10 protein-coding genes, 1 tRNA gene, 1 rRNA gene and 1 other RNA gene are annotated in these 17,382 nt (G+C 36.1%); 12 read left to right on the top strand and 1 reads right to left on the bottom strand.

From position 1 onward, the window contains the following. Positions 1-16: 16 nt before the first annotated feature. Positions 17-892 (bottom strand): glutamate biosynthesis transcriptional regulator GltC, encoded by an 876-nt coding sequence (gene gltC / locus EL082_RS11150; RefSeq protein ID WP_019235840.1) that lies wholly within the window; start codon positions 890-892, stop codon positions 17-19. Between the two features lie 199 nt (positions 893-1,091). Between gltC and gltB the strand changes: the two genes are divergently transcribed. The 12 genes from gltB (at position 1,092) to EL082_RS11090 (ending at position 17,268) form a co-directional block, all read left to right on the top strand. Continuing rightward, a complete protein-coding gene (gene gltB, locus EL082_RS11145; protein ID WP_103286320.1) occupies positions 1,092-5,588 on the top strand; it encodes a glutamate synthase large subunit in 4,497 nt (1,498 codons plus the stop codon). Between the two features lie 15 nt (positions 5,589-5,603). Continuing rightward, positions 5,604-7,067, top strand: a complete 1,464-nt coding sequence (locus EL082_RS11140) for a glutamate synthase subunit beta (protein ID WP_103286321.1) — start codon at positions 5,604-5,606, stop codon at positions 7,065-7,067. Positions 7,068-7,119: 52 nt separating this feature from the next. Beyond that, positions 7,120-7,212: transfer RNA gene (locus EL082_RS11135), tRNA-Ser, on the top strand. Between the two features lie 294 nt (positions 7,213-7,506). Further along, positions 7,507-8,943 carry a PTS system trehalose-specific EIIBC component gene (gene treP / locus EL082_RS11130; RefSeq protein WP_002466879.1) on the top strand — a complete coding sequence of 479 codons (1,437 nt, stop codon included), beginning with the start codon at positions 7,507-7,509 and terminating at the stop codon, positions 8,941-8,943. A gap of 75 nt (positions 8,944-9,018) precedes the next feature. Continuing rightward, a complete protein-coding gene (gene treC, locus EL082_RS11125; RefSeq protein WP_049415554.1) occupies positions 9,019-10,656 on the top strand; it encodes an alpha,alpha-phosphotrehalase in 1,638 nt (545 codons plus the stop codon). 25 nt (positions 10,657-10,681) lie between these two features. Next, entirely contained in the window at positions 10,682-11,416 is a 735-nt protein-coding gene (gene treR, locus EL082_RS11120) for a trehalose operon repressor (RefSeq protein WP_015365368.1), read from the top strand. Positions 11,417-11,507: 91 nt separating this feature from the next. Then, positions 11,508-11,777, top strand: an RNA gene (gene ffs, locus EL082_RS11115) — signal recognition particle sRNA large type. Between the two features lie 155 nt (positions 11,778-11,932). Further along, positions 11,933-12,463 carry a GNAT family N-acetyltransferase gene (locus tag EL082_RS11110; protein WP_002466880.1) on the top strand — a complete coding sequence of 177 codons (531 nt, stop codon included), beginning with the start codon at positions 11,933-11,935 and terminating at the stop codon, positions 12,461-12,463. A 70-nt stretch (positions 12,464-12,533) separates the two neighbouring features. Next, a complete protein-coding gene (dnaX, locus tag EL082_RS11105; protein WP_049415550.1) occupies positions 12,534-14,234 on the top strand; it encodes a DNA polymerase III subunit gamma/tau in 1,701 nt (566 codons plus the stop codon). 89 nt (positions 14,235-14,323) lie between these two features. Beyond that, the gene (locus EL082_RS11100; protein WP_103286319.1) at positions 14,324-14,641 is read left to right on the top strand and encodes a YbaB/EbfC family nucleoid-associated protein; all 318 of its coding nucleotides are present in this window, start codon (positions 14,324-14,326) and stop codon (positions 14,639-14,641) included. Positions 14,642-14,645: 4 nt separating this feature from the next. Further along, the gene (gene recR, locus EL082_RS11095) at positions 14,646-15,242 is read left to right on the top strand and encodes a recombination mediator RecR (RefSeq protein ID WP_002466890.1); all 597 of its coding nucleotides are present in this window, start codon (positions 14,646-14,648) and stop codon (positions 15,240-15,242) included. A 473-nt stretch (positions 15,243-15,715) separates the two neighbouring features. Next, positions 15,716-17,268, top strand: a 16S ribosomal RNA gene (locus EL082_RS11090). The last annotated feature ends 114 nt before the right edge of the window (positions 17,269-17,382 follow it).

Below are 17,382 nucleotides of genomic sequence, written 5' to 3'. Positions count from 1 at the left end.
ACCACTGAATTTATATTTAATGGTACGTAGATGTTTTATTAAACAATACTTGTATTGTATGTAAAGCAACAGGCAAATCAGGTTTATGATTTTCCTTTTTAGAAATTACACAAATTGTACGTTTTATATCAGTATGGCTAAGAGGTATTTTAATCCACTCATGTGAATGACTATCTAACGAAACGTTTTGAGGTGTAATCAAAACACCTCTTTCCTTTTTTAAAAGATATTGAGCCAATTGTTTATCTGATATCGTACGTATATCGGTAGGCAATTTTTCTTTAATTGAGTTTGGTAACACTGTTAGACAAAAGACATTTTGCAAATGCAGTTGAGATAAATGGGGTTGCAGTGTTAAGGCGATAGGGTCTCTCTTGTTCGTATATAAATGATAATGTTCCTCGAATAGGGTTGTCATATTTAATTCAGGGTGTTGTTTAATTTCATCAGTCAGTTCAATGATACCTATATCTATTTCTCCTTTAATTACATCATCTAATATTTCATTGTCTTGACTCAAATTAGGGACAACTTGACTCTCTGATTGTTCTTCGAAAATTTGAATGAGGCGGCCTAATTTATGAGAGGCTTCACTATCACTATAGGATAAAAAGATATTCTGATTACTTAATGTCTGTTGATGTTGAAATAATTGTACCGTTTGGTCTAATTGATCCAATATTTTAGTGGCTTCAGTTAATAGTTGTTTGCCTTCAGATGTTAATAAGATATTCCGACCTTGCCTTTTAAACAAGGTCACATTTAATTCCTTTTCTAATTGAGTCATTTGACGACTTATGGCGGATTGGGCAATATTTAATTCTAATGCAGCTTCAGAAATATGCTCTCGTTTTGCTACTTCTACAAAATATTTAAGTTGTTTAATCTCCATCATTTCAATCCTCACTTTTAGCTTACTCTATGTCTATCTAACATTACTTTTAACACTTATTATAACAGTTTATTCGTCAATTGTTCTAATTTTTAGATAAATATCATCTAATTTATATATTGAACAGATGAAACAATTACATTATATTAATGATTACTATATATTAATTGTCAGAAAATTCTAAAAGGGAGTGTGCATCATGTATAATGAGAAGCTAAAAAAGGGATTATACGATTATCGTGAGGAACATGATGCTTGTGGTATTGGTTTTTACGCTAATATGGATAACATTAGATCGCACGACGTCATTGAAAAATCATTAGAAATGTTATGTAGATTAGATCATAGAGGTGGTATCGGTGCTGATGGAATGACTGGTGATGGTGCAGGTATCATGACTGAAATTCCCTTTAAATTCTTTGAACAATTGCATGATTTACCACTACCTAATGAAGGTGAATATGCAGTAGGACTATTTTTCTCTAAAGAACGTGTGATTGGAAGTAAACATGAAGCGGTGTTGAATCAATATTTTGAAAGTGAAGGCCTTGGTGTCATAGGTTATCGTGATGTACCTGTTAATAAAGAGGCAGTAGCACAACATGTAGCTGATACTATGCCCTTTATTCAACAAGTGTTTATCGATATTCGTCAAGCTGAAAATATAAATAAACAACTTTATTTAGCTAGAAAACAAATAGAGTATTACGCTGAACGAAAAGGGATAGAATTATATTTTACAAGTTTATCTCACAAAACGATTGTCTATAAAGGATGGCTACGGTCTGATCAAATTAAAGGGTTATATTTAGATTTAACACACGAAGCCTATCAATCGAAACTTGGTCTAGTACATTCAAGATTTAGTACTAATACATTTCCAAGTTGGAAACGTGCACATCCTAATCGCCTACTTATGCATAATGGCGAGATTAATACAATTAAAGGTAATGTTAATTGGATGCGTGCACGTCAAAATAAATTAGTTCATACACTTTTTGGTGAAGATCAACATAAAATACATCGTATTGTCGATGAAGATGGTAGTGATTCATCTATCGTTGATAATGCGTTAGAGTTTTTATCTTTGGCAATGGAACCGGAGAAAGCTGCAATGCTATTAATACCAGAGCCATGGCTTTATAACAAATCGAATGACAAAGATGTACGTTCGTTTTATGAATTCTATAGTTACTTAATGGAACCTTGGGATGGGCCTACAATGATTTCATTTTGTAACGGGTATAAGATTGGTGCATTAACAGACCGTAATGGTTTACGTCCAGGTAGATATACTATTACGAAAGATAATTTTATCGTCTTCTCTTCTGAAGTTGGCGTAATAGATGTTGATGAATCAGAGGTTGCGTTTAAAGGGCAATTAAATCCTGGAAAATTATTATTAGTCGATTTTAATAAAAATAAAGTCGTTGAAAATAATGAATTGAAATATGAAATTGCTAGTGAACATCCATATGCAGAGTGGCTAAAAACAGAAAAATATGAAGCTAATATTGATAATGTGACATACTGCCCAAATGAATATGATGCTAAGACTCTATTTAAACTACAACGTCAATTTGCGTATACAAAAGAAGAAATGAATAAGTATATTGTTGACTTAGTATTGCAGAAGAAGGATCCTATTGGTGCTATGGGCTACGACGCGCCTATTGCAGTTTTAAATGATAGACCTGAAAGCTTATTTAATTATTTTAAGCAGTTATTTGCACAAGTTACTAATCCACCTATTGATGCTTACAGAGAAAAAATTGTCACAAGTGAAATGTCTTATTTAGGTGGCGAAGGTAATCTTTTGAAACCTGATAAAACAGTACTTCATCGTGTTCAACTTAAAAAACCTGTATTAACAGAAGCCCAATTAGAAGCTATTGATACAGAGATCTTTAAAACGACTTATGTTTCAACTATATATCATGATGATTTAGAAGCTAGCTTGAATCGTTTATCTGATAAAGTAATACAGCATGTCAAAGATGGTTCTGAAATTATTGTATTAGACGATAGCTTATTAGCGTCTGAATCTGGATTTGCCATGCCAATGCTATTGGCAATGAGTCATGTTCATCAATGTTTGATACGCGAAGGTTTGCGTATGGAAACAAGTTTAGTAGCAAAATCTGGCGAAACACGTGAAGTACATCACGTAGCATGTTTATTAGGTTATGGGGCAAATGCTATCGTGCCATATTTAGCTCAACGAACGGTTGAACAACTCACAAATAATGGCAAACTACATGGCACAGTAACATCTAATGTCGAAACATATACAAACGTGTTATCAGAAGGTGTTATTAAAGTAATGGCTAAAATGGGAATTTCAACAGTTCAAAGTTATCAAGGTGCACAAATATTTGAAGCTGTTGGGATATCACAAACTGTTATTGATCAGTATTTTTCAGGAACGCAATCTAAAATTTCTGGTATTAGCATTCAACAAATTGATGAGGAAAATAAAGCAAGACAAGAATCCCATTCAGATTATTTAGCGTCTGGTAGTACTTTCCAATGGAGACAACAAGGACAACATCATGCTTATAATCCTAAGACTATTTTCTTATTACAGCATGCTTGTCGCGATAATGACTATGAATTATTCAAACAATATTCCGATACGGTTAACCAACAGCGACAAGATTTTATTCGTCATTTATTAGAATTTAAGACTTGTAAACCTATTGATATATCAAAAGTTGAGCCTGCTTCTGAAATCGTTAAACGTTTTAACACAGGTGCAATGAGTTATGGATCTATATCAGCTGAAGCACACGAAACATTGGCGCAAGCAATGAACAGTCTAGGAGGTAAAAGTAATAGCGGTGAAGGAGGAGAAGATCCTTTGCGCTATCAACCTCAGAAAGATGGTAGTAATAAAATTAGTGCAATTAAACAAGTAGCCTCTGGAAGATTTGGTGTAACGAGTGACTATTTACAACATGCAAAAGAAATACAGATTAAAGTAGCGCAAGGTGCTAAACCTGGTGAGGGTGGTCAATTGCCGGGTTCTAAAGTATATCCGTGGATTGCCGAAACAAGAGGATCTACACCAGGTATCGGTCTCATTTCACCACCACCGCATCATGATATATATTCTATCGAAGACTTAGCACAATTGATTCATGATTTGAAAAATGCGAATAAAGAAGCAGATATTGCTGTTAAATTAGTGTCAAAAACAGGTGTGGGAACCATTGCATCAGGGGTAGCAAAAGCGTTTGCAGATAAAATCGTCATCAGTGGCTATGACGGTGGAACAGGTGCATCACCTAAAACTAGTATTCAACATGCGGGTGTGCCTTGGGAAATAGGTTTGGCAGAAACACATCAAGCGTTGAAATTAAATGATTTACGAAGTCGAGTAAAGTTAGAAACAGATGGTAAATTGCTCACTGGTAAAGATGTAGCGTACGCATGTGCGCTTGGAGCGGAAGAGTTTGGATTTGCAACAGCACCATTAGTGGTGTTGGGATGTGTCATGATGCGAGTTTGTCATAATGATACATGTCCAGTAGGTGTTGCAACTCAAAACAAAGATTTACGTGCTTTATTTAAAGGAAAAGCACAACATGTTGTACATTTTATGTATTTTATTGCAGAAGAATTACGTGAAATACTTGCCTCATTAGGATTGCGAACAGTTGAAGAATTAGTAGGACGAACAGACTTATTACAACGTTCCTCTCATATTAAGCCAGGAACAAAAGCAGCCTCTGTTGACATCGAACGATTAATCAACAAAGCGGATGGTCCTAATACTAAAGAAATAGAACAAAATCATCATTTAGATGAAGGTTTTGATTTGAATTATCTATATCCTGATGCCAAGCAAAGTATAGAGGCAGGTCATGTATTTTCAGGAAGTTATACCATTAAGAACGTTCAACGTGATGTTGGTGTGATTACTGGTAGTGCGATTGCTAAACAATATGGGGAAAAAGGGTTACCAGAAGATACCATTTATGTTCATACCGATGGACATGCTGGTCAAAGTTTGGCTGCTTTTGCGCCAAAAGGATTAACGATACATCATAATGGTGATGCGAATGACTATGTAGGTAAAGGTTTGTCAGGTGGTACAGTCATTGTGCAGTCGCCTAATACAACACGTGAAAATGAAATCATAGCAGGAAACGTATGCTTCTATGGTGCATCAAAAGGTAAAGCTTTTATTAATGGTAAAGCTGGAGAACGTTTCTGTATTAGAAATAGTGGTGCAGATGTGGTAGTTGAAGGTATTGGTGATCATGGACTTGAATATATGACAGGTGGTCATGTATTAATACTTGGCGATGTAGGAAAGAACTTCGGTCAAGGCATGAGTGGTGGCGTAAGTTATGTATTTCCAAGTGATATCAATCAATTTAAGACACAGCATGCACTTAATACTTTGGAATTTAGTGAAGTTATGTATGACGAAGAAAAGCAATTTATTAAAAAGATGCTTGAAAGTCATGTGAAATATACACATAGCTCAAAAACACAAAATATATTGCAACATTTTGATGAAATTGAAAATCTAGTTGTCAAAGTGATACCAAAAGATTATAAATTAATGATGCAAAAAATTGATATTCAATTACGTCAACACAATAAAAAAGACGACGCTATGTTAGCGGCATTTTATGATAATAGTTCAAGTGTTGATGAGACATTAAAACCAGCAGTGGTTTATTAAGAAAGAGGGATTATCATGGGCGAATTTAAAGGGTTTATGAAATATGAAAAGCAAGCATTATCAGAATTGTCTTTGATTGATCGTCTTTCAAATCATCACGCATTTCAACAACGTTTTACTAAGGAAGATGCATCTACTCAAGGGGCGAGATGTATGGACTGTGGTACACCTTTTTGTCAAAGTGGATTATCCTATGGTTTTGAAACGATAGGATGCCCCATAGGTAACTATATTCCGGAATGGAACGATTTAGTTTATCGAGGCGATTTTAAAGCAGCCTACGAGAGACTGAGTGAAACAAACAATTTTCCGGAATTTACGGGACGTGTATGTCCAGCACCATGTGAACAATCATGTGTAATGAAAATTAATCGAAATTCTGTAGCTATTAAAGGCATTGAGCGTACAATTATTGATGAAGCATATGAAAATGGATGGGTTAAGCCAAAATATCCTGAAGCGGATAAAGGGAAAAGCGTTGCCATCGTAGGAAGTGGGCCAGCTGGGTTGACAGCAGCTGATGAACTTAATCATAGAGGCTATAAAGTCACGGTATATGAACGAGCTAAAGAACCTGGTGGATTATTGATGTATGGTATTCCTAACATGAAATTAGATAAAGATGTGGTAAGACGTCGTATTAAATTAATGAAAGAAGCTGGTGTTCAGTTTAAAACTGGTATTGAAATTGGCGCCGATATTAGTCGTGAAGACTTAGAAGCAACATATGATGCTATTATTTTATGTACCGGTTCACAAAATGCTAGAGACTTACCATTAGAGGGACGTATGGGTTATGGCATTCATTTTGCAATGGATTATTTAACCGAGCAAACACGGTTTCTAACTGGTGAAATTGACGAAGTAACAATCACAGCTAAAGATAAGAATGTCATTATTATTGGTGCAGGTGATACTGGTGCAGATTGCGTAGCAACAGCATTGCGTGAAAATTGTAAATCCGTTGTGCAGTTCAATAAGTTTACGAAACTTCCTGAAGAAATCACTTTTGAAACCAATACGTCATGGCCACTTGCCTTACCAGTATTCAAAATGGACTATGCACATAAAGAATGTGAAGTGAAATTTGGCAAAGAGCCACGTGCATACGGTGTTCAAACAATGAGATATGATGTGGACGATTCTGGAAAAGTGAGGGGCCTGTATACACAAATATTAAGAGAGACTGAAGACGGTACGGTGATGGAAGATGGACCAGAGCGATTTTGGCTAGCGGATTTAGTTATACTTTCCATTGGCTTTGTAGGAACTGAAATCACCATTCCGCAATCATTTGGTATTAAAACCGAACGAAATAAAATTGTGGCAAATGACAAAGACTTTAGAACGAGTCATTCGAAGATTTTTGCTGCTGGAGATGCACGCAGAGGACCTAGTCTTGTTGTATGGGCTATTAAAGAAGGAAGAGCCGTAGCTGACGCAGTTGAAACGTATTTAAACCAAGAAATTCTAGTGTAAAAAAGAATTGACTTTTAATGAACACTATTATATGATAATTATTGTGTTCAATGGAGGAATACCCAAGTCCGGCTGAAGGGATCGGTCTTGAAAACCGACAGGGCCTTAACGGGCCGCGGGGGTTCGAATCCCTCTTCCTCCGCCATTAGAATTTTAAATCCAAGACTAATAGATATAAAAGGCAAGTATTCATTGTATAATGAGTATTTGCCTTTTTTATTTGCTTTTGAAAATCCCTTTCTTTATATAGCTGCCTTAAGACGGAGTTGAATACTGTAATATTGATAGTTCTATAAGCGTAATGAAGTGATAGTTCCAAACTGAAAAGTGACTCATTTGTGTCTTTTAACTGAAATATTATATCAATTTACTTGAAAGCCTTTACATAACTTGTCTAGACAAGTTATACTCTGAGTAAGAAAACAAAGGAGTGAAGGCTATGGCTGTAAAAAAACAAGATGTAAAAGCCATTGTAGATGCAATTGGAGGAAAAGAGAACCTTGATACGGCAACACACTGTGTAACAAGACTACGGTTAGTATTAAAAGATGATAATAAAGTAGACAAAGATGCGCTAAGCGATAATCCATTAGTAAAAGGACAATTTAAAGCAGATCATCAGTATCAAATTGTTATTGGTCCGGGAACGGTAGATGAAGTTTATAAACAATTTGTAGCAGAGACAGGAGCAGAAGAAGCTTCTAAAGACGACGCTAAACAAGCTGCAGCTAAAAAAGGTAATCCAATTCAAAGATTGATTAAATTATTGGGGGATATATTTATACCAATCTTACCAGCAATTGTAACAGCTGGGTTATTAATGGGGATTAATAACATTTTAACCATGGAAGGTCTATTTGGACCTAAAAAATTAATAGAAATGTACCCACAAATTGCGGATATTTCAAATATTATTAATGTCATCGCAAGTACCGCTTTCATTTTCTTACCTGCATTAATTGGTTGGAGTAGTATGCGTGTATTTGGAGGAAGTCCAATTTTAGGATTGGTTTTAGGGCTTATCTTGATGCATCCGCAACTTGTCTCACAATATGATATAGGTAAAGGCCATATACCAACTTGGAATATATTCGGCTTAGAAATTAAGCAACTTAATTATCAAGGACAAGTTTTACCAGTCCTATTAGCAACATATGTATTAGCGCAATTAGAGAAAGCACTAAACAAAGTTGTACATGATTCTATTAAGATGCTCGTCGTTGGTCCAGTAGCATTATTGATTACTGGTTTCCTAGCGTTTATAGTTATAGGACCTATTGCTTTAATATTAGGTACAGGCATTACAAATGGTGTGACTTATGTATTTGAACATGCAGGATGGTTAGGTGGCGCGTTATATGGCTTATTATATGCACCACTGGTAATTACAGGTTTACATCATATGTTCTTAGCTGTTGATTTCCAATTAATGGGTAGTAGTTTAGGCGGCACATATTTATGGCCAATTCTAGCGATTTCAAATATTTGTCAAGGTTCAGCGGCATTTGGTGCATGGATTGTCTATAAACGTAAGAAAATGGTTAAAGAAGAAGGCCTAGCATTTACTTCAGGTATTTCAGGTGTGTTAGGTGTAACTGAACCAGCTTTATTCGGTGTGAACTTGCCATTGAAATATCCATTTGTTGCAGCTATTCTGACTTCAAGTGTACTAGGTGCTTTCATCGGTGCTCACAAAGTATTAGGTAGTGTTGGTGTAGGTGGTTGGCCTGCATTTATCTCAATCAAAAGTGAATTTTGGTGGATTTATCTTCCAGCTACATTAATAGCGACAGTTGTCCCAGCTGTATTAACAATAGTATTTTCAAGATTTAGTAATCAAAAAGCTAAAAAGATGGTCGACACATCTAATTCATAAAAAAAGTAAAGCGTTCAAGTTGATAAACCTCTGAGCGCTTTTTATTTTCATACAATACATAAAGGTGGTTTAACAATGAGTGAACAAGACTGGAGAAAATCAGTTGTTTATCAAATATATCCCAAATCATTTAATGATACGACGGGTAATGGTGAGGGCGATTTAAGAGGTATTATTGAGAAATTAGATTATTTGCAATTTTTAGGTGTAGATTATATATGGTTAACGCCTATTTATGAATCACCTATGAACGATAATGGTTATGACATTAGTGATTATCTAACTATTAATGAACGATTTGGTACTTTAGAAGATTTTAAAATTTTAGTGAAAGAAGCACACCAACGAGATATTAAAGTAATGATGGATATTGTGATTAACCATACATCAACAGAACATCAATGGTTTAAGGAAGCCATTCAATCTAAAGATAGTCCTTACCGAGATTATTATTTCTTTAGACATTCTGAAGATGGGCCACCCACAAATTGGGAATCCAAATTCGGAGGAAATGCATGGCAATATGATGAAAAAAGTGATGAATATTATTTGCACTTATTTGATGTTACTCAAGCAGATTTGAATTGGGATAATCCAGACGTTAGACAAGCCTTATATCAGATTGTCAATTATTGGATTGATTTAGGTGTGGACGGTTTCCGTTTTGATGTAATTAATCTTATTTCCAAAGGTGAATTTAGGGACTCTGATAAAATCGGAAAAGAGTTTTATACGGATGGACCAAAAGTGCATGAGTATCTACATGAATTGAACCAACATACGTTTGGTGATAAGCATATGATGACTGTCGGTGAAATGTCATCTACTACCATTGATCACTGTATTAAATATTCTAATCCAGAAAGAAACGAATTGAGCAGCGTATTTAATTTCCATCACTTAAAGGTAGATTATCCTAACGGTGAAAAATGGGCTAAAGGTAGTATGGATTTCCAACAGCTAAAAAAAATATTGATGGATTGGCAATTAGGTATATATGAAGGTGGTGGCTGGAATGCGATATTCTGGTGTAATCACGATCAACCACGTGTAGTTTCACGATTCGGGGATGATAGTACTGAATCTTTACGTCAAGCAAGTGCTAAAACATTAGCCATTGCGCTACACATGTTACAAGGAACGCCATATATCTATCAAGGGGAAGAAATTGGTATGACTAACCCTCATTTCAATTCAATAGATGCATATAGAGATGTAGAATCATTAAATGCTTATGATTATTTGAAAAATCAAGGATATGAAGAACAAGAAATTTTAGAAATATTAGATCAAAAATCACGTGATAATTCCCGTACACCAATGCAATGGAATGCATCGGATCATGCAGGTTTTACAACTGGTGAACCTTGGATTAATATTCCTCAAAACTATCAACATATTAATGTGGAACAAGCAATGAAAGATTCTGAGTCTATTTTACACACATATAAAACATTGATTTCGTTAAGACATCATCACGATATAATAACTTATGGTAATATTGAACCAATGTATATGGAACACGAACAATTATTTGTATATCGTCGTCATTATCACAACCAAACTTGGCTGGTTATAGCTAATTTTTCTAAAGAACCTGTAATGCTACCTGAAGATTTAAATGTCTCAGGTGATGTGATTATTCAAAATGGTACATTAGAACAACGTCAAATATCAGGGTTTGGTGCAATGGTGGTTGAAACGGCGAAGTAATTTTAAGTAAAAAGAGGATATCAACATGGCTCAAAAGAAATTCATTTCCATTTATGAACAGTTAAAAAATCAAATTTTATCAGAACAATACCAATATGGTGATCAAATACCGTCAGAGAATGAATTGGTATCTACTTATGGAACATCTAGAGAAACGGTTCGTAAAGCACTTGAGTTGTTAGCGAATGATGGCATGATTCAAAAGATTAGAGGAAAAGGGTCTGTTGTTATATACCAAGGTATCACTGAATTTCCGTTTTCAGAGTTGATTAGTTTCAAAGAGGTACAAAATCAATTAGGTTTGAAACACCAAACCGAACTTATTGTTAATGAAGAAGTTAGAGCGGGCGATTATGAAAGAGTGAGGTTAGCATTAGGATTAAAAGCTGAAGAAAGATTGATTCATGTTATTCGTACGCGTTCTATTAAAGGCAAGGTGAAAATCTTAGATGAAGATTTTTTCTTGAAATCTGTGGTTAAATCTATTACTGCTAGCGTTGCCAAGAAGTCTATATATGACTATTTAGAAAATGATTTAGCATTAGATATTAGTTATTCAAGTAAATCTATTACCTTTGAACCATTTTCAAAATTAGACTATGAGATGTTTGGTGATATAAACCCTCCTTATACAGCGACAGTGCGAAGTACAGTATATTTAAAGGATACGACACAGTTTCAGTATAATATATCTAAACATCTTGCGACTGAATTTAAATTTAAAGAGTTTTCAAGACGTCGCGAAAATTTATTACAATAAAGTTGAAGTGGAACGAATTTATGATAGATATTTATAGTTGTAAGATTTTAAGCTTGCAAACATAATAGGAATTATAGTATTATAAATCTTACCGTGCTAGGTGGGGAGGTAGCGGTTCCCTGTACTCGAAATCCGCTTTATGCGAGACTTAATTCCTTTGTTGAGGGCGTATTTTTGTGAAGTCTGCCCGAAGCACGTAGTGTTTGAAGATTTCGGTCCTATGCAATATGAACCCATGAATCATGTCAGGTCCTGACGGAAGCAGCATTAAGTGGACTCTCATATGTGCCGTAGGGTAGCCGAGATTTAGCTAACGACTTCGGTAACGTTTGTGATATACGTTCGATACAAAGGTGCACGGTTTTTAAATTGATAAATAATATCGAATATAGATTTGAGCGACTTATGTGATGAGTCGCTCTCTTTTTTATATAAATAGATAAATGTGACATAATTTGATAAAATTATAACGATAAAACAAACGAAATAGCTAATGACGTATATGGTGGTGTAAAGATGCAAATCTATTTGAGTACCTTAACAGAAGTGGACTATGAAGAATCATTAAATAGTATTGAAGCAAATTACGATGAACAACCGGAAGCAAGTTGGCAGGAAAAAGCGCTTGTTAAAACACTTAGAAAGTCAGATGACTATAATTATGAGCTAGAGGTTATAGCGAAGAACGAGCAAAATGAAGTGATTGGACATATCATGCTTGTCGAAGTCAGTGTCATTTCAGAAGAGAAAACATATACCGCTTTGACAGTTGCTTCATTATCAGTAAAAAAGGAATTAAGAAATCAAGGATTAGGTAAAGCACTAGTTCAAGCTGTTGAAGAACGTGCGAAATCAGAAGGGTATACTACAATTGTAGTTGATCGAGAAACATCGTACTTTACTCAATTAGGATATCAATTAGCAAATGAATATGATTTATATTCTGAAGATGAAGATGTCACACAGCCTTTATTAGTGAAGTTTCTATGGGATAATTTAACAGACCAACCAATTGGACAAGTAAAATATCCAAGTATTATGCGTTAAAGAATTTTTATTGATGAACATGCTAGCACAAATGATATAATAGAGAGTAATTGCAAACGGAGGTGCTAAGGTGAATTATCAAGCGTTATATCGTATGTATCGTCCTCAAAGTTTTGATGATGTCGTTGGACAAGAACATGTAACTAAAACTTTGCGAAATGCGATATCTAAAGGGAAACAATCCCATGCCTATATATTTAGTGGCCCTAGAGGAACAGGAAAAACAAGTATTGCTAAGGTGTTTGCTAAAGCTATTAATTGTACAAATAGTACAGATGGAGAACCATGTAACGAGTGTGCGATTTGTAAAGGTATCACTCAAGGTACTAATTCTGATGTGATTGAAATAGATGCTGCGAGTAACAATGGTGTTGACGAGATCAGAAATATTAGAGATAAAGTTAAATACGCACCAAGTGAATCTGAATACAAGGTTTATATTATTGATGAAGTGCACATGTTAACGACAGGTGCTTTTAACGCGTTATTAAAAACATTAGAAGAACCACCTGCACACGCAATTTTTATATTAGCTACGACTGAACCGCACAAAATTCCACCAACTATTATTTCAAGAGCGCAAAGATTTGATTTTAAAGCTATCAGTTTAGAACAAATTGTCGAACGTTTGAAATACGTAGCTGATTCACAGTCATTACCTTACGATGATGAGGCACTAGAATTTATTGCTAAGGCCTCAGAAGGTGGTATGCGAGATGCGCTAAGTATTATGGACCAAGCTATTGCTTTTGGAGATGAACATTTAACATTGCAAGATGCGTTAAATGTTACGGGTAGCGTAGATGAAGCATCTTTAAATGAATTATTTAAAGATGTAGTTAAAGGTGATGTCAAGGCATCATTTACGAGATATCATCAATTTGTTACTGAAGGGAAAGAAGTCAATCGTTTAATAAATGATATGATTTATTTCGTCAGAGATACAATTATGAATAAAACATCTAATCAAGACGTTGAATATGACGCACTTCTTCATTTTGACTTGGACACCTTATATCGCATGATCGATATTATCAATGATACTTTAGTATCTATACGTTTTAGTGTGAATCAAAGTGTTCATTTCGAAGTGTTGTTGGTAAAATTAGCTGAAATGATTAAAGCTAAACCAGAAACAGTGCAAAATGTTGCTACGACCCAAGTTGCTACAGAACCTAACAATGATGTTTTATTACAACGTATGGAACAATTAGAGAAGGAATTGAAAGTATTAAAATCTCAAGGTATAGCTACATCAGGACAAACGCAATCACCGAAAAAACCAATTAGAAGTCAACAACGCTCAAAAAATGCATTTTCTATGCAACAAATTGCTAAAGTGCTAGATAAAGCCAATAAAGATGATATCAAACTACTCAAAGATCATTGGCAAGAGGTCATTGATCATGCTAAAAACAATGATAAAAAGTCTTTAGTAAGTTTACTTCAAAATTCAGAACCAGTAGCGGCAAGCGAAGATCATGTGTTAGTGAAATTTGAAGAAGAGATACACTGCGAAATCGTTAATAAAGACGATGAAAAGCGTAATAATATAGAAAGTGTAGTTTGCAATATCGTTAATAAAACAGTCAAAGTAGTAGGTGTTCCTTCAGATCAATGGTTACGTGTAAGAGCAGAATATCTTCAAAACAGAAAACATGATCAACATAATGAAGCGGAAAAAATAGAAACTGAGCCAGAACAAGAAGATGTGGCACAAAAGGCAAAAGATTTATTCGGAGAAGAAACAGTACATATGATAGATGATTAGCTACACATGACAAGGCTAATATTCGTATGTATAATATAAACAAAGTTAGTATTTAAAGAATTCTAGGAATTACAAGGAGGAAATAGATTATGCGCGGTGGCGGAAATATGCAACAAATGATGAAACAAATGCAAAAAATGCAAAAGAAAATGGAACAAGAACAGGAAAAATTAAAAGAAGAACGTGTAGAAGGTACAGCTGGTGGCAGTATGGTTACTGTAACTGTTACTGGACATAAAGAAGTCGTAGATGTACAAATCAAAGAAGATGCAGTAGATCCAGATGACGTTGAAATGTTACAAGACTTAGTATTAGCAGCTACTAATGAAGCGATGAACAAAGCTGACAAGTTAACACAAGAACGCTTAGGTAAACATACTCAAGGCTTAAATATCCCTGGAATGTGATAACATGCATTATCCAGAACCTATATCCAAACTTATAGATAGTTTTATGAAATTGCCAGGCATTGGTCCTAAGACCGCTCAACGTCTGGCATTTCACACATTAGATATGAAAGAAGATGACGTCGTTCAATTTGCGAAAGCACTCGTAGATGTAAAGCGTGAACTTACCTATTGTAGTGTGTGCGGACATATAACTGAAAAAGACCCTTGTTATATTTGCGAAGATAAACAAAGAGATCGCTCGGTCATTTGCGTCGTTGAAGATGATAAAGATGTTATTGCAATGGAAAAAATGAGAGAGTTTAAAGGTTTATACCATGTTCTACATGGCTCAATATCACCTATGGATGGTATAGGCCCTGAGGACATTAATATACCAGCATTAGTTGAACGCTTGAAAAATGATGAAGTTAAAGAGTTAATACTCGCAATGAACCCAAATCTTGAAGGTGAATCAACAGCAATGTATATTTCTCGTCTCGTCAAACCAATAGGCATTAAAGTCACTCGTTTAGCACAAGGATTATCTGTTGGTGGAGATTTAGAATATGCAGATGAAGTAACGTTATCCAAAGCGATTGCAGGTAGAACCGAAATGTAGCAATTAGCACTGATACATAATGTGTCAGTGTTTTTTAATTTTCTTTAATAAACTATTAAAAAGTTAAAGTTTGGTTATAGGCGGGTTGAAGAAGTATATTACGATGAGAATCAAAGATTTTTTTATTTCAAAACCGAACTTTTATAACAGTCTTTATTACATCATACGAAATTAGTGATAACAAGAGGTTTAGGCAGTTAAGAAAGTGTAAATTTTACTGTTGTTAAAAGTTTTGAATGTCTGTATAGTATATATTTGTTGAGCGAAACAAAGCGAAAACAACACAAATCACTTCAAAAATTATTTATAAAAAGTTATTGACTTTCGAGTTGATAAGGCGTATAATTAATTCTTGTCGGTAAAAGAAATGAACATTGAAAACTGAATGACAATATGTCAACGTTAATTCCAATAATGTAACGAAAGTTACAACAATTAATTTAGTTTTATGAGCTAATCAAACATCATAATTTTTTATGGAGAGTTTGATCCTGGCTCAGGATGAACGCTGGCGGCGTGCCTAATACATGCAAGTCGAGCGAACAGATAAGGAGCTTGCTCCTTTGACGTTAGCGGCGGACGGGTGAGTAACACGTGGATAACCTACCTATAAGACTGGGATAACTTCGGGAAACCGGAGCTAATACCGGATAACATATTGAACCGCATGGTTCAATAGTGAAAGGCGGCTTTGCTGTCACTTATAGATGGATCCGCGCCGTATTAGCTAGTTGGTAAGGTAACGGCTTACCAAGGCAACGATACGTAGCCGACCTGAGAGGGTGATCGGCCACACTGGAACTGAGACACGGTCCAGACTCCTACGGGAGGCAGCAGTAGGGAATCTTCCGCAATGGGCGAAAGCCTGACGGAGCAACGCCGCGTGAGTGATGAAGGTCTTCGGATCGTAAAACTCTGTTATCAGGGAAGAACAAATGTGTAAGTAACTGTGCACATCTTGACGGTACCTGATCAGAAAGCCACGGCTAACTACGTGCCAGCAGCCGCGGTAATACGTAGGTGGCAAGCGTTATCCGGAATTATTGGGCGTAAAGCGCGCGTAGGCGGTTTTTTAAGTCTGATGTGAAAGCCCACGGCTCAACCGTGGAGGGTCATTGGAAACTGGAAAACTTGAGTGCAGAAGAGGAAAGTGGAATTCCATGTGTAGCGGTGAAATGCGCAGAGATATGGAGGAACACCAGTGGCGAAGGCGACTTTCTGGTCTGTAACTGACGCTGATGTGCGAAAGCGTGGGGATCAAACAGGATTAGATACCCTGGTAGTCCACGCCGTAAACGATGAGTGCTAAGTGTTAGGGGGTTTCCGCCCCTTAGTGCTGCAGCTAACGCATTAAGCACTCCGCCTGGGGAGTACGACCGCAAGGTTGAAACTCAAAGGAATTGACGGGGACCCGCACAAGCGGTGGAGCATGTGGTTTAATTCGAAGCAACGCGAAGAACCTTACCAAATCTTGACATCCTTTGACCGCTCTAGAGATAGAGTCTTCCCCTTCGGGGGACAAAGTGACAGGTGGTGCATGGTTGTCGTCAGCTCGTGTCGTGAGATGTTGGGTTAAGTCCCGCAACGAGCGCAACCCTTAAGCTTAGTTGCCATCATTAAGTTGGGCACTCTAAGTTGACTGCCGGTGACAAACCGGAGGAAGGTGGGGATGACGTCAAATCATCATGCCCCTTATGATTTGGGCTACACACGTGCTACAATGGACAATACAAAGGGCAGCTAAACCGCGAGGTCAAGCAAATCCCATAAAGTTGTTCTCAGTTCGGATTGTAGTCTGCAACTCGACTACATGAAGCTGGAATCGCTAGTAATCGTAGATCAGCATGCTACGGTGAATACGTTCCCGGGTCTTGTACACACCGCCCGTCACACCACGAGAGTTTGTAACACCCGAAGCCGGTGGAGTAACCATTTATGGAGCTAACCGTCGAAGGTGGGACAAATGATTGGGGTGAAGTCGTAACAAGGTAGCCGTATCGGAAGGTGCGGCTGGATCACCTCCTTTCTAAGGATATATTCGGAACATCTTCGTAGAAGATGAGGAATAACATTGACATATTGTATTCAGTTTTGAATGTTTATATAACATTCACATATCTTCTTTTTCAAAGAAAGCGAT

Origin of the sequence: Staphylococcus warneri (assembly GCF_900636385.1) — a bacterium.
Classification (GTDB): domain Bacteria; phylum Bacillota; class Bacilli; order Staphylococcales; family Staphylococcaceae; genus Staphylococcus; species Staphylococcus warneri.
This window is presented reverse-complemented; position numbering and strand designations above follow the sequence as displayed.

Bases quoted from the DNA above. Each gene is read 5' to 3' on its own strand.
- gltC (WP_019235840.1), bottom strand. From the start codon at position 892: ATGGAGATTAAACAACTTAAATATTTTGTAGAAGTAGCAAAACGAGAG.
- gltB (WP_103286320.1), top strand. From the start codon at position 1,092: ATGTATAATGAGAAGCTAAAAAAGGGATTATACGATTATCGTGAGGAA.
- EL082_RS11140 (WP_103286321.1), top strand. From the start codon at position 5,604: ATGGGCGAATTTAAAGGGTTTATGAAATATGAAAAGCAAGCATTATCA.
- treP (WP_002466879.1), top strand. From the start codon at position 7,507: ATGGCTGTAAAAAAACAAGATGTAAAAGCCATTGTAGATGCAATTGGA.
- treC (WP_049415554.1), top strand. From the start codon at position 9,019: ATGAGTGAACAAGACTGGAGAAAATCAGTTGTTTATCAAATATATCCC.
- treR (WP_015365368.1), top strand. From the start codon at position 10,682: ATGGCTCAAAAGAAATTCATTTCCATTTATGAACAGTTAAAAAATCAA.
- EL082_RS11110 (WP_002466880.1), top strand. From the start codon at position 11,933: ATGCAAATCTATTTGAGTACCTTAACAGAAGTGGACTATGAAGAATCA.
- EL082_RS11100 (WP_103286319.1), top strand. From the start codon at position 14,324: ATGCGCGGTGGCGGAAATATGCAACAAATGATGAAACAAATGCAAAAA.
- recR (WP_002466890.1), top strand. From the start codon at position 14,646: ATGCATTATCCAGAACCTATATCCAAACTTATAGATAGTTTTATGAAA.